The 18481-nt window shown below is 65.5% G+C and carries 19 protein-coding genes and 2 tRNA genes; 11 read left to right on the forward strand and 10 right to left on the reverse strand.

Annotation, left to right across the window (positions count from 1 at the left end; translation table 11 throughout):
• Positions 1-29: 29 nt before the first annotated feature.
• Positions 30-386 (reverse strand): 50S ribosomal protein L19, encoded by a 357-nt coding sequence (rplS, locus tag CSQ85_RS10880; RefSeq protein ID WP_107040675.1) that lies wholly within the window; start codon positions 384-386, stop codon positions 30-32.
• Positions 387-911: 525 nt separating this feature from the next.
• Between rplS and CSQ85_RS10885 the strand changes: the two genes are divergently transcribed.
• Positions 912-1415: a hypothetical protein gene (locus CSQ85_RS10885; RefSeq protein WP_150384066.1), complete on the forward strand. Its 504-nt coding sequence runs from the start codon at positions 912-914 to the stop codon at positions 1413-1415.
• A 133-nt stretch (positions 1416-1548) separates the two neighbouring features.
• Positions 1549-2964 carry a class I SAM-dependent rRNA methyltransferase gene (locus CSQ85_RS10890; RefSeq protein WP_219894866.1) on the forward strand — a complete coding sequence of 472 codons (1416 nt, stop codon included), beginning with the start codon at positions 1549-1551 and terminating at the stop codon, positions 2962-2964.
• A gap of 49 nt (positions 2965-3013) precedes the next feature.
• On the opposite strand, the gene CSQ85_RS10895 is transcribed toward CSQ85_RS10890, so the two are convergent.
• The 4 genes from CSQ85_RS10895 to pgi all read right to left on the reverse strand — a co-directional run bounded on the left by CSQ85_RS10895 (position 3014) and on the right by pgi (position 7151).
• On the reverse strand, positions 3014-3484 hold the full coding sequence (locus tag CSQ85_RS10895) for a DUF1893 domain-containing protein (protein WP_190973019.1): 471 nt from the start codon (positions 3482-3484) through the stop codon (positions 3014-3016).
• Positions 3485-3684: 200 nt separating this feature from the next.
• Positions 3685-4302: an ECF transporter S component gene (locus tag CSQ85_RS10900; RefSeq protein WP_150384068.1), complete on the reverse strand. Its 618-nt coding sequence runs from the start codon at positions 4300-4302 to the stop codon at positions 3685-3687.
• A gap of 106 nt (positions 4303-4408) precedes the next feature.
• Positions 4409-5317: a DUF362 domain-containing protein gene (locus CSQ85_RS10905; protein ID WP_150384069.1), complete on the reverse strand. Its 909-nt coding sequence runs from the start codon at positions 5315-5317 to the stop codon at positions 4409-4411.
• 133 nt (positions 5318-5450) lie between these two features.
• Positions 5451-7151, reverse strand: coding sequence for a glucose-6-phosphate isomerase (gene pgi / locus CSQ85_RS10910; protein ID WP_150384070.1), 1701 nt, complete (start codon positions 7149-7151; stop codon positions 5451-5453).
• Between the two features lie 343 nt (positions 7152-7494).
• On the opposite strand from pgi, the gene CSQ85_RS10915 reads away from it, so the two are divergent.
• The 3 genes from CSQ85_RS10915 (at position 7495) to CSQ85_RS10925 (ending at position 8878) form a co-directional block, all read left to right on the forward strand.
• Positions 7495-7567 (forward strand) — tRNA-Thr (locus CSQ85_RS10915).
• Positions 7568-7704: 137 nt separating this feature from the next.
• Positions 7705-7786: transfer RNA gene (locus tag CSQ85_RS10920), tRNA-Leu, on the forward strand.
• A gap of 90 nt (positions 7787-7876) precedes the next feature.
• On the forward strand, positions 7877-8878 hold the full coding sequence (locus CSQ85_RS10925; protein WP_150384071.1) for an AEC family transporter: 1002 nt from the start codon (positions 7877-7879) through the stop codon (positions 8876-8878).
• Positions 8879-9059: 181 nt separating this feature from the next.
• On the opposite strand, the gene CSQ85_RS10930 is transcribed toward CSQ85_RS10925, so the two are convergent.
• The 3 genes from CSQ85_RS10930 to CSQ85_RS10940 are packed head-to-tail and all read right to left on the reverse strand — an operon-like array spanning position 9060 to position 11267.
• Entirely contained in the window at positions 9060-9779 is a 720-nt protein-coding gene (locus tag CSQ85_RS10930; protein ID WP_107041967.1) for a non-canonical purine NTP pyrophosphatase, read from the reverse strand.
• A 44-nt stretch (positions 9780-9823) separates the two neighbouring features.
• Positions 9824-10588: a ribonuclease PH gene (gene rph / locus CSQ85_RS10935; RefSeq protein ID WP_150384072.1), complete on the reverse strand. Its 765-nt coding sequence runs from the start codon at positions 10586-10588 to the stop codon at positions 9824-9826.
• A 52-nt stretch (positions 10589-10640) separates the two neighbouring features.
• On the reverse strand, positions 10641-11267 hold the full coding sequence (locus CSQ85_RS10940; RefSeq protein ID WP_150384073.1) for a Pr6Pr family membrane protein: 627 nt from the start codon (positions 11265-11267) through the stop codon (positions 10641-10643).
• A 93-nt stretch (positions 11268-11360) separates the two neighbouring features.
• On the opposite strand from CSQ85_RS10940, the gene CSQ85_RS10945 reads away from it, so the two are divergent.
• Positions 11361-12680 carry a nicotinate phosphoribosyltransferase gene (locus CSQ85_RS10945; protein WP_150384074.1) on the forward strand — a complete coding sequence of 440 codons (1320 nt, stop codon included), beginning with the start codon at positions 11361-11363 and terminating at the stop codon, positions 12678-12680.
• A 341-nt stretch (positions 12681-13021) separates the two neighbouring features.
• A complete protein-coding gene (locus tag CSQ85_RS10950; protein WP_150384075.1) occupies positions 13022-13639 on the forward strand; it encodes a hypothetical protein in 618 nt (205 codons plus the stop codon).
• Between the two features lie 69 nt (positions 13640-13708).
• Here the strand turns inward: CSQ85_RS10950 and CSQ85_RS10955 are convergent, their stop codons facing one another.
• Positions 13709-14188 carry a MerR family transcriptional regulator gene (locus CSQ85_RS10955; protein ID WP_150384076.1) on the reverse strand — a complete coding sequence of 160 codons (480 nt, stop codon included), beginning with the start codon at positions 14186-14188 and terminating at the stop codon, positions 13709-13711.
• A gap of 138 nt (positions 14189-14326) precedes the next feature.
• Here CSQ85_RS10955 and CSQ85_RS10960 point away from each other — a divergent pair, with 138 nt between their 5' ends.
• Positions 14327-15337, forward strand: a complete 1011-nt coding sequence (locus CSQ85_RS10960; RefSeq protein WP_150384077.1) for an aldo/keto reductase — start codon at positions 14327-14329, stop codon at positions 15335-15337.
• A gap of 106 nt (positions 15338-15443) precedes the next feature.
• On the opposite strand, the gene CSQ85_RS10965 is transcribed toward CSQ85_RS10960, so the two are convergent.
• On the reverse strand, positions 15444-15755 hold the full coding sequence (locus CSQ85_RS10965) for a DUF3039 domain-containing protein (RefSeq protein WP_190973023.1): 312 nt from the start codon (positions 15753-15755) through the stop codon (positions 15444-15446).
• A gap of 151 nt (positions 15756-15906) precedes the next feature.
• Here CSQ85_RS10965 and coaD point away from each other — a divergent pair, with 151 nt between their 5' ends.
• The 3 genes from coaD to CSQ85_RS10980 all read left to right on the forward strand — a co-directional run bounded on the left by coaD (position 15907) and on the right by CSQ85_RS10980 (position 18355).
• The gene (coaD, locus tag CSQ85_RS10970) at positions 15907-16425 is read left to right on the forward strand and encodes a pantetheine-phosphate adenylyltransferase (protein WP_150384079.1); all 519 of its coding nucleotides are present in this window, start codon (positions 15907-15909) and stop codon (positions 16423-16425) included.
• Complete coding sequence (locus CSQ85_RS10975) at positions 16425-17456, forward strand: cell division protein (RefSeq protein WP_395956853.1); 1032 nt, start codon at positions 16425-16427, stop codon at positions 17454-17456. The genes coaD and CSQ85_RS10975 overlap by 1 nt, the downstream gene beginning before the upstream one ends.
• 275 nt (positions 17457-17731) lie before the next feature.
• Positions 17732-18355: a YceD family protein gene (locus CSQ85_RS10980; RefSeq protein ID WP_150384080.1), complete on the forward strand. Its 624-nt coding sequence runs from the start codon at positions 17732-17734 to the stop codon at positions 18353-18355.
• Positions 18356-18481 lie beyond the last annotated feature (126 nt).

Raw genomic sequence — 18481 nt, forward strand, 5'->3', positions numbered from 1 at the left:
CGCTTTCCGCGCAGGCGTCAGAGATGACGTCACTTGGCGCGACGCTCGACGATACGAGCGGCCTTGCCGCGCAGGGCGCGCAGGTAGTACAGCTTGGCGCGACGGACACGGCCCAGACGCACGACCTTGATGGAGTCGATGGACGGGGAGTGCAGCGGGAAGCGACGCTCGACACCGGTGCCGAAGCTGACCTTGCGGACGATGAAGGTCTCGCGCACGCCGGCGCCCTTACGGGCGATGACCACGCCGGTGAAGGTCTGGATACGGGAGTTGTTGCCTTCCTTGATCTTGACGTTCACGTCGACGGTGTCGCCCGGACGGAAGGTCGGGATCTCCTCGGCCGGCTTCATGTGCTTGGCGTCGAAAGCCTCGATAGCGTTAACCATGATGTTCCTTAGGTGCCGCCGCATATCGGCCACCGGTTGGGGCGCGCGTTTCACGGCCGTTTCACGGGCATCCCGCCCGACGGCTCCGCGCACGCCGATTCGTTCCCCCGCCGGTTCGCCGGCGAAGGGGTGCCAATCCGCCGGGAGTCGCGCCTTGCGGCGGCCCGGCTGGACTTTCTGAAGCGGGACGGGTTTATGCGGTGACCCGTCTCACGACACAGCAATCGACCAGTGTACGACGCCACAGGGACACCACGGCGACGCCACCGCGCCCCGTCGTCGCGCACGCATGGCTCACGAGTATTCACGAGTCGGACAGGCCCTTTCCACGAGCCGGACGGCGACGGCCGGCCGGCGCAACCGCCCCTATCATCGTATGGCGATTTCATCTGTCCACATATCGGACTTATCGAAGTCACATACCGAATAGCAAACACAGGCAATTCGCCGTCGCGGGACGGCGCGTCGCGCGCGTAACTGAGCGTGCGCGATCGTAACGGCATCAGGGTGGTGGAGGGTTTCATCATGGGCGCGTTTTCCTTGACGGCCAACAACGAGATCGGTTCGCAGGCGATGTGGAGGGCCGTCCCGCTCGGGCGGCTCGAGTTGCCGCAGGCGAGCGAACCGTATGAAGGCGCGTTCGACGACGATTTCTGGCCGAGTCGCCACGAGGAGTACAACCGCCTCGAATGGGACAAGATGGACTGGCAGTCCATCCGCGAACAGATGGATCGGGCGAGCGACCAGCTGGAGCAGCATCCCGAGACATCGCCCGAACTCGAATTCGACGTGCCGTCGATACGCGAACGCACGTTCCTGGAGATGTGGTTCGGCTACGGCGACCCGAGCGTCGAAGCCACGGCCGACAACGACCGCTATCGCGTCGGCTACGGGCAGCATCGCATCTGCGCGTACGCCGACTATCCGATGGGCACGCGCGACCGCAATCTGATGCGGATCCCCGCATCCGGATTCCTCCCGACCGGCCCGCTCTCGCCGAACACCAGAATCCCCGTGCTGACGCACTGAATCATCCGCGATTCGCCCACGGCGCAACACGGGGCACGGCACGGGCTTCACCCGAAGAAGAACCGAAAAAGAATACAGCACAACAGGACAGGACGGCAGCGCCATGAAAACGAACAGAGCATATCCACGAGCCGTGATCACCGAGAAGGGCGCACGCGCGCTCGAAAGCGGGCATCCATGGGTATACGAGGGCGAGATCAGGCGGTTCGCACTGCCGTCGGGTGAGGCTTGGGACAACAACGGATCGCTCAAACCCGGCGCATGGGAAGAGGCCGATGCGAACGGCGGCGGCAACGGACCTGCCAAGACCGAAGGCGATTCCGACTCCGCCCGTCCGAAACGCGGTGACTTCCGCGAGCGCCGTCGTCGCAAGGAGCTGCTCAACGCGCCCCGGACCGAGGATGAGATCATCCCGCTCGACGATCTGCCGGACGGCTCGATCGTCGACGTCGCGAACCTCAAGGGCGCCTATCTGGGCACCGGCCTGCTGTCGCGTCACAGCCGCATCCGCGTGCGTCTGGTGACACGCAATGCCAACGACGACTTCTCGCCGGCGTTCTGGGAGCGCAAGATCCGCTGGGCGTGGGAGTATCGCAAAACCGTGATGGGCGACGACGCGTCCGCCTGCCGTGTGATCTTCTCCGAGGCCGACGAATTCCCCGGGCTGATCGTCGACCGGTTCAACGACATGCTTGTCACGCAGACCCTGTCGGCCGGCATGGAGCGCCTCAAGCCGGTGATCTTCCCGGCGCTGCTCAGGGTCTTCGCCGAGGACGGGGTGTCGTTGCGCGGCATCTACGAGCGCAACGACGTAGCCACGCGCGCGCTGGAGGGACTGGAGCAGACAACCGGCTGGTGGTCGGACTCGGGCGCATCCGATTTCGGCCCGAGCCTCACCGACATCACCGAAAACGGCGTCAGGTATCACGTCGACTTCGCGAACGGCCAGAAGACGGGGTTCTTCCTCGATCAGAAGTACAACCGCCGTGCCGTGGCACGACTTGCCCGGGGGCGGCGTGTGCTCGACTGCTGCACGCACACCGGCTCCTTTGCCCTCAACGCGGCCCTCGGCGGCGCGCAGTTCGTACGTGCGGTCGACGTGTCCGAAACCGCCATCGACATGGCGAGGGAGAACGCGCGTCTCAACGGGCCGGATGTCGAGGGCCGCATGGACTTCACCGTCGCGAACATCTTCGATCTGCTGCCCGAGCTGGAGCGCACGCACAATCCCGAGCGATTCGATTTCATCATCCTCGATCCGCCGGCGTTCACCAAGAGCCGCAGCACGATCGGCTCGGCCGCACGCGGCTATCGGGAGATCAACTACCGGGCGATGCGTATCCTGCCTCGCGGCGGCTATCTGGCGACCTGCTCGTGCTCGCATTTCATGGATCATGAGCATTTCAAGCGCATGCTCGCCGAGGCCGCGCAGGACGCCGGCGTGCGTCTGCGTCAGATCGAGGAACGCCAGCAGGCGCCGGATCATCCGATCGTCTGGGGCATTCCCGAGACCGACTATCTCAAGTGCCTGCTGTTCCAGGTGGTGTGACCGGCACGTGGGCTCCGCGCAGCCACTCCGCGCAGCCCACGTGGGATCATCACGCCGCCATCAGGCGGGCGACCGCGGCGCGGATGGCCGGTTCGGCGGCGAGCGGATCGCTGATCGAGGTCACCGACCGCTCGATCGGGCAGACGCCGGTGCGTGCGCGGTTGAGGATCACCGGCACGAGGGTGCCGTAGGAGGCGGCGATGCCCTGCGTACGCAACGTCGCCAGTCCGGCCTCGCTCATCGTCTCGGCGTACACGGCGACGACGCCGAGACGTGCGTACAGCAGGGCCGCGCCCTTGCCGACCACGCGGTCGGCCGCCGAATAGCCGACGAGGCTGCGCCCTTCCGCCAGCCATTGGAGCAGCGGGCGCACGCCGCGGCCGAATCCGGTGAGGATCTCGTCGGATTCGCCATGGCCATCGTCGCGCGCATCAGCGCGCTCGTCGCCACGGCAGGCCACACAGCCGACCGCGGGGTCGGCCAGCAGCACTTCCTTCGCACGTTCCACATCAGCCGGCATGTTTTTCTCCCTTCCTCCTGCAATTCCTAGGCACATTTTTCGCTTCTTAGGCACCTTTCCGGCGAAAGACGATGCCAAAAGCTTGTAATTCCAAGGGTTCTCGAACCACCTTCACAGGGATACCTGCCTAGGAAACGGAAAAAGTGCCTAGGAAATGCGACGACGATATGCCGGCGCCCTCAATTCGGTCCTAATAGGGGCTAGTCGCGGCGCCGACTCGCCTTATCCACGGCGAACATGATCGCGGGGATCGCGATCCACTGCAGCACGAGGCCCGGCAGACCGGTGAGAACCGCGGCCCACACGGACGCGACGGTCATGGTCGTGTTGCCGAGGAGGGCGACGGCCACGCCGATGGCGAGCGCGTCGATCACTCGGCCGGCGATCTGCGCGCCGAGCAGCTTAACAAGCCATTCGATCGGCGAGGGCAGGGAGGACGGCAGGTTCACCCCGCGCAGCAACCCGGCGACCAGACCGTAGGAGGCGAGTTCGATGACCATGAACGGGACCATCGGCGCCATCGGCATGCCGGTGAGCGCAAAGCTCACGACGGGCGCGAGCGCACCGGTGGCGACGCCGGCGTACGGGCCGGCAAGCAGGCCGACCAACAGCACGGGCAGATGCATCGGCAGCAGCGTCTGGCCGAGGGCCGGGCCGAGGCCTAGCGCGGCGCCGCCCAGATGGAAGATCTGAGGTAGGGCGACGGCCGCGATGACGGCGAGCACGGCGGCCAGCGACTGGACCTTGACCGACGGCAGGGCGCGGGCGGCGACGCCGGCGACCGTGCGAGTGGATGAGGTGGATGAAGTGGATTGCATGACAAGCTCCTTATGACGACTAATGAGTAATCACCGGCCGGACGGCATTGCGACCGGACCGGAGACCGGATTTGTTGCCGGATGACGAGTTCGACGACTTTGCGGCTCAGCGCGCGTCGAGATCGACGAGATGGTAGTCGCGCGAGCCGAGACCCATCTCCACGGCGTGCTCGATGATGTGGATGCCGTGGCGGGATTCGATGCGCTCGATGAGCGGCTCCTTGTTGTCGTCGGACACGTAGACCATGTCGACGCACGCCTGGTCGACGGCCACCGGGTCGAGCGAGGCGCAGATGCCGATGTCCGCCATGACCGGCGCGCTCGGATGCCCGTCGCAGTCGCAGTCGACCGACAGGTTGTTCATCACGTTGATGAAGAGCATGTTGCCCTTGAGCGCGTTGAACACGGCGGTCGCGGCCTCGGCCATCGCCTCGAGGAAGGCGTCCTGGTCGCCGCTGAACGGCTGGGCGAGGATCTCGTCCTGTCCGGAGTGCAGGCGCTTCTTGCCGCGCGAGGACGCCATGCCGATCGAGATGTTCTTGAGGGCCCCGCCGAAGCCGCCCATCACATGGCCTTTGAAGTGGGAGAGCACGGCGTAGTAGTCGTAGTTCGGGAAGTGCGATCCGACGATGTCGCCGGTGATGCGCCGACCGCCCTCGACCGGGATCTCGATCTCGCCTTCCTCGTCCTGAATATCGCAGGGGGAGATGTCGGTGAACCCGTGCTCCCGGATCGTCTTCCAGTGATGCTCGGATGTGTCGCGCGTGCCGGCGTAGGCGGTGTTGCATTCGACGATCGTGCCATCGAGCCGCTGGACGAGGTCCTTGATGAGAGCCGGCTGCAGGTAGTGCGTGTTGCCGCCCTCGCCGGAGCTCAGCTTGACGGCGACCTTGCCGTGCGGGCGCGCGCCGAGCGCCTCGTAGACGCGGATCAGTCCGGCGGGGCTGATGTCGCGGGTGAAGTAGACCTTCGCGGCCATCGGATAGTCGGTTTGGTGTTCAAGCGTCATTGCCATGATTGCCTCCTTGCTCTTTCCACATCCAATCGTACAGCCGGCAACGTAAAAGCGCCCGGCAACCTTTCGAGAAGGTGCCGGGCGCTTTCAGTCAGTCAGCAGACCGACCAGTCAGCCGACCAGAGGATCGAGATCAGAACTCGCGGTTCTCGCGGTAGAACTTGATCAGGCTCTGGGTGGAGGCGTCCTGGGCGGCCAGGGCCTCGTCATCCTTGGAGATGGCCGGGGTGATCTGCTTTGCCAGCTGCTTGCCGAGCTCGACGCCCCACTGATCGTAGGAGTCGAGGCCCCAGACGGTGCCCTCGACGAAGGTGATGTGCTCGTACAGGGCGATGAGCTCGCCGAGCGCGAACGGGGTCAGGGCCACGCCGAAGATCGAGGTGGTCGGGCGGTTGCCGGTGAACACGCGGGCCGGGACGATCTCCTCCGGGGTGCCCTCGGCGCGGACCTCGTCGGCGGTCTTGCCGAACGCGAGCGCCTTGGTCTGCGCGAAGTAGTTGCCGAGGAACAGCTCGTGCACGTCCTGGTCGCCGTCCTTGGTCGGGTTCGGGGTGTTGACGAACGCGATGAAGTCGGCCGGGATGAGCTGGGTGCCCTGGTGGATCAGCTGGTAGAAGGCGTGCTGGCCGTTGGTGCCCGGCTCGCCCCAGAAGATCTCGCCGGTCTCGGTGGTGACCGGGGTGCCGTCCCAACGCACGGACTTGCCGTTGGACTCCATGGTCAGCTGCTGCAGGTACGCCGGGAAGCGGTGCAGGTACTGGTCGTACGGCAGGACCGCGTGCGAGGCGGCCTTGAAGAAGTTGCGGTACCAGACGTTGAGGATGCCGAGCAGCACGACGACGTTCTTCTCGAACGGGGTGTTGGCGAAGTACTCGTCGATCTCGTGGAAGCCGTGCAGGAACTCCTCGAAGCGGGCCGGGCCGAAGACGACGGCGAGGGAGGTGCCGACGGCGGAGTCGACGGAGTAGCGGCCGCCGACCCAGTTCCAGAAGCCGAACGCGTTGTTCGGGTCGATGCCGAACTCGGCGACCTTCTCCAGGTTGGTGGAGACGGCGACGAAGTGCTTCTTGATGGCCTCGGCCTTCTGGGCGGCGTCGTTGGAGTCGATGGCGCCGTTGGCGGCCAGCTCCTCGAGCAGCCAGGTGCGGGCCTCACGGGCGTTGGTCAGGGTCTCCAGGGTGGTGAAGGTCTTGGAGACGATGATGAACAGCGTGGTCTCCGGGTCCAGGCCCTTGGTCTTCTCGGCCAGGTCGTTCGGGTCGATGTTGGAGATGTAGCGGGCGGAGATGCCGGCGTCCGCGTACGGCTTGAGCGCCTCGTACGCCATGACGGGACCCAGGTCGGAGCCGCCGATGCCGATGTTGACGACGGTCTCGATCTTGCGGCCGGTCACGCCGGTCCACTTGCCGGAGCGGACCTCGTCGGCGAAGGCGTAGATCCTGTCGAGGACCTCACGCACGTCCTTGACGGTGTCCTGACCGTCGACGATGTACTTGCCCTCGTCCTCGACCGGACGACGCAGCGCGGTGTGCAGCACGGCGCGGTCCTCGGTGTTGTTGATGTGCACGCCGGTGTACATGGCCTTGATGCGCTCGTCGAGCTTGACCTCGCGGGCCAGGTGGACGAACAGCTGGAGGGTCTCCGGCTTGATGAGGTTCTTGGACAGGTCGAAGTGCAGGTCGCCGGCGTCGAAGCTCAGCTTCTTGACACGGTCGCTGTCCTCGGCGAACCACTTCTTGAGGCTGATGCCCTCGGACTGCAGCTCGTCGTAGTGCTTCTGCAGGGCGACCCACGCCGGGGTCTGGGTGGCGTCAATGGGAGGATTGATGGCCATGGATTCCATTCCTTTCATCATCGATCGAAACGCCGCGCTGGGCCTTGCCCGATGATGCGGACGAGGTCACGCGATGTCCCTTATCAAGGAACAGAATACTCACAAAAGCGGACACAACAACACAAAAAGAATAAATGTTGACATGTCGGCAACGTAGCGGTGAACGCAGGTGGATAACGAGCGAACTACGTAGAGGAGATCCGTCACAATGCGCCATCCGGCGCGCTATCCCCGTCGCGACACGCCGACACGGCGACACACGACACGTCGATTTTGCGTTTTCCGCGCGATGCCCTATACTCTCCATCTTGTGCATGGATCGCGAATGCTTTCCAAGCACGACGCCACTTTAGCTCAGTCGGTAGAGCGGCTCACTCGTAATGAGCAGGTCGTCAGTTCGATTCTGACAAGTGGCTCCGTCACCCCGGATCGCAAGGTCCGGGGTTTTTCGTTTTCCGATTGCGTGGTTCGCGATTCCCGCCCTCACGCCCCTCGCGCCCCTCACGCCACGGGACACCCCGTAAGCAGGCCTTGTGATAGATTGGCTCCTTGCGCGCGAGTGGCGTAATTGGTAGCCGCGCAGGATTTAGGTTCCTGTGACTTCGTTCGTGTGGGTTCGAGTCCCATCTCGCGCACGATCATCCCCGGCGCCCGCATATCCGGATCCCCATCCGGGCGGGAATCCGGGGAATGGGAAGAGAAGACGACAAGCGGAAGAAGACACCATGACCGCGTTGCTCAAACCGATCGCGTTCCTGCTCATCATCGCCGCCGCGTACCTCGTCAAACGCGCCGGGCTGTTCCGTCCGCGCGACTACCGCGTCATGCAGGTGGTCGTCTTCGACTTCACCCTGCCCGCGTCGATCATCGTGTCGTTCGCGACGAACCCGCATCACCTGAGCATGCTCATCATCTCGGTGTTCGCGATCGTGTTCGGCCTGCTGCCGCTGCTGCTCGTCTACGCGGCGACCCGGCACCGCCCGGTGGCCGACCGCGCGTTCCTCATGCTCAACTGCTCCGGCTTCAACGTGGGCAACTTCTGCTTCCCCGTGATCCAGGCGTTCATGGGCCCGTCGGCGCTGGTGACGGCCGCGATGTTCGACATCGGCAATTCGGTGGTCGTCACGGCTGGGTCGAACGTGATGACCACGTCCCTGCTGCACATCGACATGAACCGCACGCTCGCCGAACAGCACGCCGGCTCCGCCCCGACGATGCCGTACACGAAGCCGACCGACCCGGACGCGAGGCGCCTCGCCCGCCGCGCGAAGCTCAAGCAGGTGCTCAAGGGCTTCCTCACGTCGGTGCCGTTCGACATCTACATGCTGATGATCGTGGTGATGGTCTTCTCGATCCCGATCCCCGCGTTCATCCCGACGCTGCTGCAGCCGGTTGCGGACGCGAACTCGTTCTGCTCGGTGTTCATGGTCGGCATGCTCATGGACCTGCCGAAGACCCGCAAGGACGTGATGGACGTGCTGCAGGTGCTCGGCTGGAGGCTCCCGCTCGGCGCGCTGTTCGCGGCGGCCTGCTGGTTCCTGCTGCCGTTCGACGCCCCGGTGCGCAAGGCCGCGGTCATGCTCTCCCTCGCGCCAACCGCGGTGTTCTCGACGCTGTTCACCGACCGCGTGCTCGGCAACGCCAAGCTCGCCGGGTTCACGCTGTCGATCACGGCGATCATCGCGATCGTGCTGATGACCGCCGTGAACGTCCTGATTCCGGCGTGATCGGTGGGGTTTGAGTTTCCCGTCACCGGACTACCCCTCAGACCCGCTTCGCGGGCCAGCTGTCCTGCAATTACAGACGCGCTACGCGCGCGTTATAACGGCTCACCTGTCGGCTCGCACGTTGCCTACAAACAGCTCCGCTGTTTGCTTCACGGCAACGTCCTGACCAGGGGAGCCAGAATTAGAGAAGGGCCTCGATCGCGGGGACCAGGGACTTCAGGGCCTTGCCGCGGTGCGAGATCGCGTTCTTCTCGGCCGGGGTCATCTCGGCGCTCGTCAGCGGCTCGCCCTCGTGGTCCGGCTCGTCGCTGGTGCGGCCGGGCTGGTCGTCCGGCACGAAGATCGGGTCGTAGCCGAAGCCGTGCTCGCCACGCGCTTCACGAATGATGCGCCCGGGCATCTCCCCCACCTCGACCGTCTCGGAGACGATGACGTGATGCGCTGCGAGGGCGGCGCCGGAGCCCGCGGCGAGCGTGTCGCCGGCGGTCGAGTCGACCTCGTCGCCGGGCACGACGAGCGCGGCGGCGCAGCGGAAGCGCGCGGTGCGCCTGTCGTCCGGGATGTCCTCGATCTGGGCGAGCAGCAGCGCGTTGTTGGCCTTGTCATGGCCGTGCGCGCCGGCCCAGCGGGCGGAGAGGATGCCTGGGGCCGCGCCCATCACGTCGACGATCAGGCCGGAGTCGTCGGCGATGGCCGGCAATCCCGTACGGCGGGCGACGTCGCGCGCCTTCAGCAGCGCGTTCTCCTGGAACGTGACGCCGGTCTCGACCGGGTCGGGCAGATGGAGCGATCCGGCGGAGACGAGCTCCACCTTCGCGGCGTCGGCGCCAAGATCCTCCTCGAGGATGCGGCGGATCTCGACGAGCTTGCCTTCGTTGTGCGTGGCGACTACGAGTTTCATGGATGTCCTTTCGATTGGGGCGATTGGGTCGATTAGGGCCGGGCTCAGTCGAGCGCGAGCGCGGCGCGCTGCGCGGCCTGCAGCTCCTTGTTGCCCTTCTCGGCGAGGTCGAGCAGCTCGCTGAGCTCCGCGCGGTTGAATGGGCGGTGTTCGGCGGTGCCCTGGATCTCGATGAACGTGCCGGAGCCGGTCATCGCGATGTTCATGTCGGTCATCGCACGGCTGTCCTCCGGGTAGGGCAGGTCGAGCATCGGCGTGCCGTCGATCACGCCGACCGACACGGCGGACACGCAGTCCTTGATCACCGTGTCGGCGGACTTGATGTGGCCGTTGGCCTCGGCCCAACGGAGCGCGTCGACGAGCGCGACGTACGCGCCGGTCACGGACGCGGTGCGCGTGCCGCCGTCGGCCTGCAGCACGTCGCAGTCGAGCTGGATCTGGTTCTCGCCGAGGGCCTTCATGTCGATGACGCCCCTCAGACACCGGCCGATCAGGCGGCTGATCTCGTGCGTGCGCCCGCCGATCTTGCCCTTGACCGACTCGCGGTCGGTGCGCTCCTTCGTGGCGCGCGGCAGCATCGCGTATTCGGCGGTGACCCAGCCGAGGCCGGAGTCCTTGCGCCAGCGCGGCACAGTCGGGGTGAACGTGGCGGTGCACATGACGCGCGTGTTGCCGCACTCGATGAGCACGGAGCCCTCCGGCGCGTCGGTGAAGTGGCGGGTGATCCTGACGGGGCGCAGTTCGTCGACCTTGCGTCCGTCCTGACGGGTGATGGATTGGTTTCCGAGGGTATCTGTGATTTCGACCATACGGCCCAGCTTAGCCGCTTATCCGATATCCGAGCAGCCCTATCCGACCGGCCTACCCGAGTAGCGGCTTGGGCGGCAGGATCCGGTCGATGACGAACACGACCAGCCCGATCGCGAGGAATCCCAGCGCGAGCTTGCCGCAGTTGACGCCGAACTGCATCCACCCCAACGCCTTCAGGTCGATGAACTGGTACGGGTACGGGTTGCCGCCGGCCGCCGGCCCACCCGTGGGCCACAGGGCGGCGCGGATGAGCACGAACGCGAGGTACACGGGGAAGTACAGCAGCCAGCTGAACATGTAATGCCACTTGAACCGGCGATGCGCATCGAACAGCAGGAAGTCGACGAGCGCCATGATCGGCGCGACGCGATGCAGCCACGTGTTCGTCATCAGCCCCAGCACGGCCGGCACGTACGCCGGGTCGTCGGGCGGCATCAGCAGGAACGCGACGACCGCGGTGATCACCGCGTACACCGTCACGCAGCCCTTCAGCCAGGCGGGCGGCTCGATGCCCTTCAGAATCGAGGAGGCGCCGGCCCACAGCATCACGAATCCGAGCGCGAACCCCGCCTGGAACGTGAAATAGGTCCAGTATTCAGGCTTGTGCCACGCCTCGTAGATGCCGACGAAGCACATGGCGGCGATCGCCAGCCGCCACAGTCCCGCGATGAATCTCATGGTCCCCAGTCTAGGCGGAACATGCGAACCGGAGTAGGCTGTTGCCCAGCGAAATCACAGCGAAACATCGAAACATCCGATCAGGGAGTTCACATGGATTATTCACCGGCGCTGATGACCGACATGTACGAATACACGATGCTCGACGCGTGCCTCAAGGACGGCACCGCGAACCGCAAGTGCGTCTTCGAGGTGTTCACCCGCCACCTGCCGATCGGCCGGCGCTACGGCGTGGTCGCCGGCACCGGACGCATCCTCGACGAGCTCGAGCGCTTCCACCTCGACGACGAGGACCTGAAATTCCTCGCCGACCGCAGGATCGTGAGCCCCGAGACGATCAAGTGGCTCGAGAACTTCCGCTTCTCCGGCACGATCAAGGGCTACCGCGAGGGCGAGATGTTCTTCCCGAACTCCCCGATCCTCGAGGTCGAGGGCACGTTCGGCGAGTGCACGCTACTCGAGACGCTGATCCTGTCCGTGCTGAACTACGATTCCGCGGTCGCCTCGGCCGCCTCCCGCATGGCCTCCGCCGCGAAGGACCGCCCCTGCATGGACATGGGCGGACGCCGCACGAACGAGTGGAGCGCGGTGGCCGCCGCGCGCGCCGCGGTCGTCGGAGGATTCCAGGGCACCGCGAACCTGCTCGCCGCGCAGATGTACGGCTTGAAGGCGATCGGCACGGCCGCGCACTGCTTCACGCTCGTGCACGACAGCGAGCGCCAGGCGTTCGAATCGCAGATCGCCGCTTTGGGCAAGAACACGACCCTCCTCGTCGACACGTACAACATCGAACAGGCCGTGAAGACCGCGGTCGAGGTCGCCGGCCCGGAGCTCGGCGGCGTGCGCATCGACTCGGGCGATCTCGCGCTCATGGCCCAGCGCGTGCGCAACCAGCTCGACGCGCTCGGCGCGACGAACACGCGCATCACCGTCACCAACGACCTCGACGAGTACGCGCTGGCCGCGCTGCAGACCGCGCCGGTCGACTCGTACGGCGTCGGCACGATGCTCGTCACCGGCTCGGGCGCGCCCACCTGCGCGATGGTGTACAAGCTCACCGAACGTGAGGGCGCGGACGGGGTGATGGTCCCGGTCATGAAGAAGTCGAAGGACAAGGCCACCGTGCCGGGCCGCAAGGTCGCCTACCGCTCGTACGAGTACGGCCTCGCCGACGTCGAGCACGTGATCTCCGGATCGGAGGAGAAGCTCGCCGCGTTCCGCCCTGAGGAGGGCTGGAAGGATCTCATGGTCGACTTCGTGGACCACGGCGAGATCGATTCGCAGTGGCAGGGGCACGACGCGATCCAGCGAGCGCACGACTACCGCGCGAAGGCGCTGGCCGAACTGCCGATCGCGGCGCAGAGCCTCATGCGCGGCGACCCGGTGATTCCTACCGAGGTGACGGTGCTGTAAGTCGCCGCCTCGCTTATTCGCGTCTTCTGCATCCTGCCGTCTGGTGGGGCGGGGTGGGGCGTGGGACGCGATGCCGGACACACTCAAGGCCGTTCGGCCAAGCCTACGGTCCGGCATCGCGTTCCACGCCCCACCCCTTTGTCCTCTTGTGTCCGCTTGTCCGCGTCGTCTTGGGGATTACGCGGGATGTTGTCTGCCGCCGGGATGCGCCGTAGCCTGAAAATGCAAAAGCAACCGGGCCGGCGAAGGAGACGGACATGGGACGGGATCATCATCGAACGGTATCGACATCGCGGATACGCCGCTTGTCGGGCGTTGTATGCGTTGCCCTTGTCGCGATCATGGCGTTGACGTCGTGCGCCTCCAATCCACTCGCCTCGGGTAGTGGGAGCGGGAATGGCGGCGGAGCCGGGGCGGACGGCGAGCCGGTGTTCACCGGCGTGCATGCGGAAGACTATTCGTGGGCGTACGAACGGGCGAAGCGCGAGGGCAGCGAGTTCGCGGTGCGGGCGCTCTCCGACGGCGAGCTCACCGAGGCGGAGACCCAGGAGGCGGCGGACCGCTACGTCTCCTGCATGGCGGACAAGGGCTTCACCGCCACCAAGTCCATCGACGGATCGGGCGATGTCTACGTACCGGACGGGGTGTCCGCCGATCGGATAAACAGCGCCAGCGACACCTGCGAGCAGGAGTCCGGCATCCGCTATCTGGCGGGCCTGCTCTATCAGGACCGGACCAATCCGGACGGCAAGAACGACATCCCGATGGTCATCGACTGCATGCGCCGGCACGGCGTCGTCGACGACTCGATGACCGACGCGCAGATCGAGGCCGAACTCACCGCCCAGAGCCCCGACACCTACTTCACCCGGATCCCCCACGACATGGCCGACCCCAACTATGACGCGAACAAGGCCAAATGGTCCATCGAATGTCAGGCCAACCCCCGCGAGTTCTAACCTCATGGCCCCCTCTGACGAGGGGGCTGTCAGCAAAGCCGACTGGGGGAAGAGATAGAGAGCAGCCAATCAGCAGTCGATCGAGTAGCTGCGAGTCTTGTAGTACTTCCAGTCGGGCAGCGGGCGATGCTCGGCGAGCGCGCGCTTGATGTCGCCGTAGAAGTGCAGTTTGCGCTGCACATGCAACGCGGCCTCGTCGAGCGCGCGACGCTGCTCGTCGAGCGCCTCGCTCCGCGCCTGCAGCAGTTCGAGGATCTCGTCGATGTGCTCGGGCTCGTTGCTCTCGTAGGTGAAGAACTTCTTCAGATCCCCGATCGTCATGCCCGCGTTCTTGAAGCAGCAGATCGCGCGCAGGCGGTTGATGTGGCACTCCTCGTATTCGCGCTGCCCGCTCGCGTTGCGTTTGACGTTCGTCAGCAGTCCCTGATCCTCGTAGTACCGCAGCGCCGAGGGCTCCATATGGAACCGATCCGCGACCTCGCGGATCGTGTAGGTCCTCGGCTTGTTCGCCGACTCGTCACCCGTCGATTCGTCGATGTCGTCCGTCATTGTCGCATCCGTCCTTTCCTGCGGCGTCGCCCGCGACACGCCGCCCTTCCGCGGCGCACTTGCATTCAAGCTTACTTGAACTGTGATGATGATGGCGAATCAGTCAACCGGTCAAAATCGACCCGAAGGAGAACGACGATGCTCGAACCCATCACCACGTACACGCCGGCGGACGACCGCTACGACACCATGACCTACAACCGAGCCGGACGATCCGGCCTCAAGCTGCCGGCCGTCTCGCTCGGCTTCTGGCACAACTTCGGCGATCTGACGCCGTTCGAGCATATGAAGCAGCTCGTGTTCACCGCGTTCGACCACGGCATCACCCACTTCGACCTCGCCAACAACTACGGCCCCGAACCCGGCCAGGCGGAGAAGAACTGCGGCCTGCTGCTCAACAAGTACTTCAAGGCCCACCGCGACGAGCTCATCATCTCCACCAAGGCCGGCTACGAGATGTGGACCGGCCCGTACGGCGACTGGGGCTCGCGCAAGTACCTGATCGCCTCGCTCGACCAGTCCCTCGAGCGTCTCGGCCTCGACTACGTCGACATCTTCTACCACCACCGACCGGACCCCGAGACCCCGCTCGAGGAGACGATGGGCGCGCTCGCCCAGATCGTCAATTCCGGCAAGGCGCTGTACGTCGGTCTGTCCAACTACGACGGGGAGACCATGGCGAAGGCCGCCGCGATCCTCGACGAACTCAATGTGCCGTTCGTCATCAACCAGAACAAGTACAACATCTTCGACCGCACCGTCGAGAAGAACGGGCTCAAGGACACCGCCAAGCGCCTCGGCAAAGGTCTCATCACCTTCTGCCCGCTCGCGCAGGGACTGCTGACCAACCGCTACTTGAACGGCGTGCCGGCCGACAGCCGCATCGCCCTCGATCCGCGATTCCTCAAGGACTCCGCGCTCACCCCCGAGCGTCTCCAGCAGATCCGCGAGCTCAACGACATCGCGATCGCCCGCGGCCAGACCCTCGCCGAGATGAGCCTCGCGTGGCTGCTGCACGACGGCGTCGTCACCTCCGTGCTCGCCGGCGCCTCCAAGCCGCAGCAGATCATCGACAACATCGGCGCGCTGAAGAACACCACGTTCAGCGACGAGGAGCTCGCCAGGATCGACGAGATCTCCCAGCGCTGAGCCCGCTGTCGGCCCGCACCCACATACACCCACATATACGGGGACGTCCCTGTCCATGATCGTGCGATCACGGGCGGGGACGTCCTTATATCAGCTCAATATCAGCTCACCAGCCGCGCATCTCGTCGTAGATGCGCTTGCAGTCGGGGCAGACCGGGTACTTGGACGGGTCGTGCTTGGGGACCCAGACCTTGCCACACAGGGCGACGACCGGACGGCCGGTGGCCTGCGACTCGGCGATGCGGTCACGCGAGACGTAGTGGGCGAAACGGTCCGCGTCGCCGTCGTCGGCGCGCTTGCTCTCCTCCTTGGTCTCGGGGCGTTCGAGCACCGCGGTGCCGGTCTCGGCGTCCGGGTTGGACAGCGGCGAGGACGTATCGGCGTCGAGGCATTCATCGGCGAGCGCATTGTTGATCATCATGGCGACCTCCTTGTAGGGCATGTTCTGCACTCCATCATAGTGTTCATGCAAACGATTGAGGTAACGGGAGATGACGGACGGCGGCGAATCGCCGTGGCGCCGGCGCACATCATCACACCACGCGCATGGGCGCGGTAGGCTAGTGCCTATGACCAAAGCAGTGTGCCCCGGCTCCTATGACCCAGTGACCGCCGGACATCTTGACGTTATCGAACGCAGCGCGCGCTTCTTCGACGAAGTGCATGTGGTGGTGGCGGTGAACGCCGCCAAGACGCCGATGTTCCCCACCGAAACCCGCGTCGACGTGATCCGACGCGCCCTCGCCAAGGATGGCTGCACGAACGTCGTGGTCTCGTCCACCGACGGGCTGATCACCGACTACTGCAACAAGGTGGGCGCGTCGGTCATCGTCAAGGGCCTGCGTCAGAACGGCGACTACGAGGCCGAGCTCGGCATGGCGCTCGTCAACCGCAAGCTCGGCGGCGTGGAGACGCTGTTCCTGCCCGCCGATCCGGTGCTTGAGCATATCTCCAGCTCGATCGTCAAGGACGTGGCCCGCCACGGCGGCGACGTGACCGGCATGGTGCCCGACTGCGTGGTGCCGATGCTGAACGAGGCGCTGAACGGGGACGGCGGGGATGTCAGGAACGCGGAAAGGAACGCATGATGAGTGACATCACGGATTATTCGAAGCCGGGCGAGCACCCGGAGGGGTATGTCGATCTGACGGCGCAGTCGTCGGACGCGACCGGTGCGGACGGTACCAACGCCGCCGGCTACGTCGCGCCGGCGGTCGATTTCACCGACATCGCGGGCGCGGCCGACGTCTCCAGCGAGGACACCGTCGACAGCGTGCGTGCGGCCGGCGTCGCGGGCGCGGCCGGCGCGACGCAACCCGCGGCCGGCGCCGGGCAGGCGGCGGCGCAGCCCGCACCGCTGTTCCCGCCGCAATCGCCCTCCCAGTCCGACACGATGCCGGCGACGACACCCAGCCCGACGGCCCCCGGCGCTCCCGGCACTCCCGACGGCACCGACGACACCGACGACACCGACGCCAAGGCCGGCGACGACGCGCGCGTGCTGAAGTCCCCGTTCCCGTTGCCGGACCTGCGCGAGGACGCCGAGGAGGACGACATCGACCAGAGTCGTGAGGAGTTCACGACCGTCTACGACATCATCGACCAGCTCGAGGCGTCTCTGAACGAGGCGAAGGGCAGCATCTTCTCCCCCAGCATGGTCAGGATCGACCGCGACGAGTTCGGCGGCCACCTGAGCGAGCTCAAGAAGATGCTCCCGGTGCAGCTCGAACGCGCCTCGGCGCTGATGCGCGAGGCGGAGCGCCGTCTCGAGGGGGCGCAGACGCAGTCGAACGCGATCGTCGCGTCGGCGCAAAGCCGTGCGGCCGACATCGTCAAGGAGGCCAACGAGCAGGCGCAGTTCCTCGCCGGTCAGGAGAACGTCACGGAACTGGCCCGGCAGAAGGCGCGCACGATCCTCAACACGGCACAGGCGAAGGCCGACCATCTCACGCACGGCGCGGACGAGTACTCGACGAAGGTCATGGAGACGCTGCGCGCGCAGCTCAACAAGATGGGCGGCGACGTGGACGCGGGCCTCAACGTGCTCTACGAGCGTCGCAAGGCTGCCGCGCAGGACCTGCCGCACCTCGACATCAACGATTATCCTGAGGCACAGTAACGCTGGAGGGATCGGAAACGTCTAGGTCCAGCATTCCGTGTCAACAGTTCGTTTGCCCGGATTCCAGGCTCCCCTTGTCAGGGGAGCTGGACCGCGAAGCGGGGCTGAGGGGTAGTCGATACGCGGTCTGTCTCTCCCCCAGTCAGCTTCGCTGACAGCCCCCTCGTCAGAGGGGGCCGATGCACCCCGCGGATGGAATGTGGTCGCCGCGATCCGACAGCCCCCTCGTCAGAGGGGGCCAATATTACCAACACTTAGAAAGGCTGAACAATATCATGGCTCGTCCTGAACTTTCCCCGTGGGCGGTGTCGGTGGCGCAGGTCGCATCCCGCGCCGGCCAGTCCAAGGAGCTCGACGCGGACTTCCCCGCGCCGAGCGGCATCGGCGACGAGGTGATCGGCGTCGAGGAAGGCGCCCCGGTGCATGTGGCGGGATCCTTCGATTCGATCGTCGACGGACTGATCCTCAACGCGCGCGTCACCGCGCCGGTGCACGCCGAGTGCACCCGCTGCCTCAAGCCGATCACACGCGACTGGGGCGTGAACGTCACCGCGTTCTTCCCGTACGAATCGGAGAACGCCGGCAAGGCCGACGGCAAGGGCAACAAGGGCAAGGGCGAGGTCGAGATCATCGCCGGCGAGGAGGAGTCGGAGGACTCCTACCCGCTACTCGACGGCGGCGCGTTCGCCGACATCGAGGCGCTGCTGCGCGACACGCTGGTCGAGGCGCTGCCGCTGCAGCCGCTGTGCCGCGAGGACTGCCAGGGACTGTGCTCGCAGTGCGGCGTCGACCTGAACGAGCACCCGGACCATCATCACGAGATCATGGACGACCGTTTCGCCGGACTCGCCGCGCTCAAGGCCCAGCTCGAGGCCGCGGAATCGGACGGCGAACGCTGAATCACACTGAATCACACTGAATCACACTGAATCACGCTGAATCACGCTGAATCACACAAGAAACGCCGTGTTTCGTGCGGACGTGACATTGTACGGGCGTTGCGCTAGAGTACTGAACGCTTAAGC

It is taken from the genome of Bifidobacterium rousetti, assembly GCF_008698235.1.
GTDB lineage: Bacteria > Actinomycetota > Actinomycetes > Actinomycetales > Bifidobacteriaceae > Bifidobacterium > Bifidobacterium rousetti.

What these genes read in the sequence shown, in the direction of transcription:
- rplS (WP_107040675.1), bottom strand. Translation starts at nt 386, where the DNA reads ATGGTTAACGCTATCGAGGCTTTCGACGCCAAGCACATGAAGCCGGCC.
- CSQ85_RS10885 (WP_150384066.1), top strand. Translation starts at nt 912, where the DNA reads ATGGGCGCGTTTTCCTTGACGGCCAACAACGAGATCGGTTCGCAGGCG.
- CSQ85_RS10895 (WP_190973019.1), bottom strand. Translation starts at nt 3,484, where the DNA reads ATGCCGGCTGATGTGGAACGTGCGAAGGAAGTGCTGCTGGCCGACCCC.
- CSQ85_RS10900 (WP_150384068.1), bottom strand. Translation starts at nt 4,302, where the DNA reads ATGCAATCCACTTCATCCACCTCATCCACTCGCACGGTCGCCGGCGTC.
- CSQ85_RS10905 (WP_150384069.1), bottom strand. Translation starts at nt 5,317, where the DNA reads ATGGCAATGACGCTTGAACACCAAACCGACTATCCGATGGCCGCGAAG.
- pgi (WP_150384070.1), bottom strand. Translation starts at nt 7,151, where the DNA reads ATGGCCATCAATCCTCCCATTGACGCCACCCAGACCCCGGCGTGGGTC.
- CSQ85_RS10925 (WP_150384071.1), top strand. Translation starts at nt 7,877, where the DNA reads ATGACCGCGTTGCTCAAACCGATCGCGTTCCTGCTCATCATCGCCGCC.
- CSQ85_RS10930 (WP_107041967.1), bottom strand. Translation starts at nt 9,779, where the DNA reads ATGAAACTCGTAGTCGCCACGCACAACGAAGGCAAGCTCGTCGAGATC.
- rph (WP_150384072.1), bottom strand. Translation starts at nt 10,588, where the DNA reads ATGGTCGAAATCACAGATACCCTCGGAAACCAATCCATCACCCGTCAG.
- CSQ85_RS10940 (WP_150384073.1), bottom strand. Translation starts at nt 11,267, where the DNA reads ATGAGATTCATCGCGGGACTGTGGCGGCTGGCGATCGCCGCCATGTGC.
- CSQ85_RS10945 (WP_150384074.1), top strand. Translation starts at nt 11,361, where the DNA reads ATGGATTATTCACCGGCGCTGATGACCGACATGTACGAATACACGATG.
- CSQ85_RS10950 (WP_150384075.1), top strand. Translation starts at nt 13,022, where the DNA reads ATGGCGTTGACGTCGTGCGCCTCCAATCCACTCGCCTCGGGTAGTGGG.
- CSQ85_RS10955 (WP_150384076.1), bottom strand. Translation starts at nt 14,188, where the DNA reads ATGACGGACGACATCGACGAATCGACGGGTGACGAGTCGGCGAACAAG.
- CSQ85_RS10960 (WP_150384077.1), top strand. Translation starts at nt 14,327, where the DNA reads ATGCTCGAACCCATCACCACGTACACGCCGGCGGACGACCGCTACGAC.
- CSQ85_RS10965 (WP_190973023.1), bottom strand. Translation starts at nt 15,755, where the DNA reads ATGATCAACAATGCGCTCGCCGATGAATGCCTCGACGCCGATACGTCC.
- coaD (WP_150384079.1), top strand. Translation starts at nt 15,907, where the DNA reads ATGACCAAAGCAGTGTGCCCCGGCTCCTATGACCCAGTGACCGCCGGA.
- CSQ85_RS10975 (WP_395956853.1), top strand. Translation starts at nt 16,425, where the DNA reads ATGAGTGACATCACGGATTATTCGAAGCCGGGCGAGCACCCGGAGGGG.
- CSQ85_RS10980 (WP_150384080.1), top strand. Translation starts at nt 17,732, where the DNA reads ATGGCTCGTCCTGAACTTTCCCCGTGGGCGGTGTCGGTGGCGCAGGTC.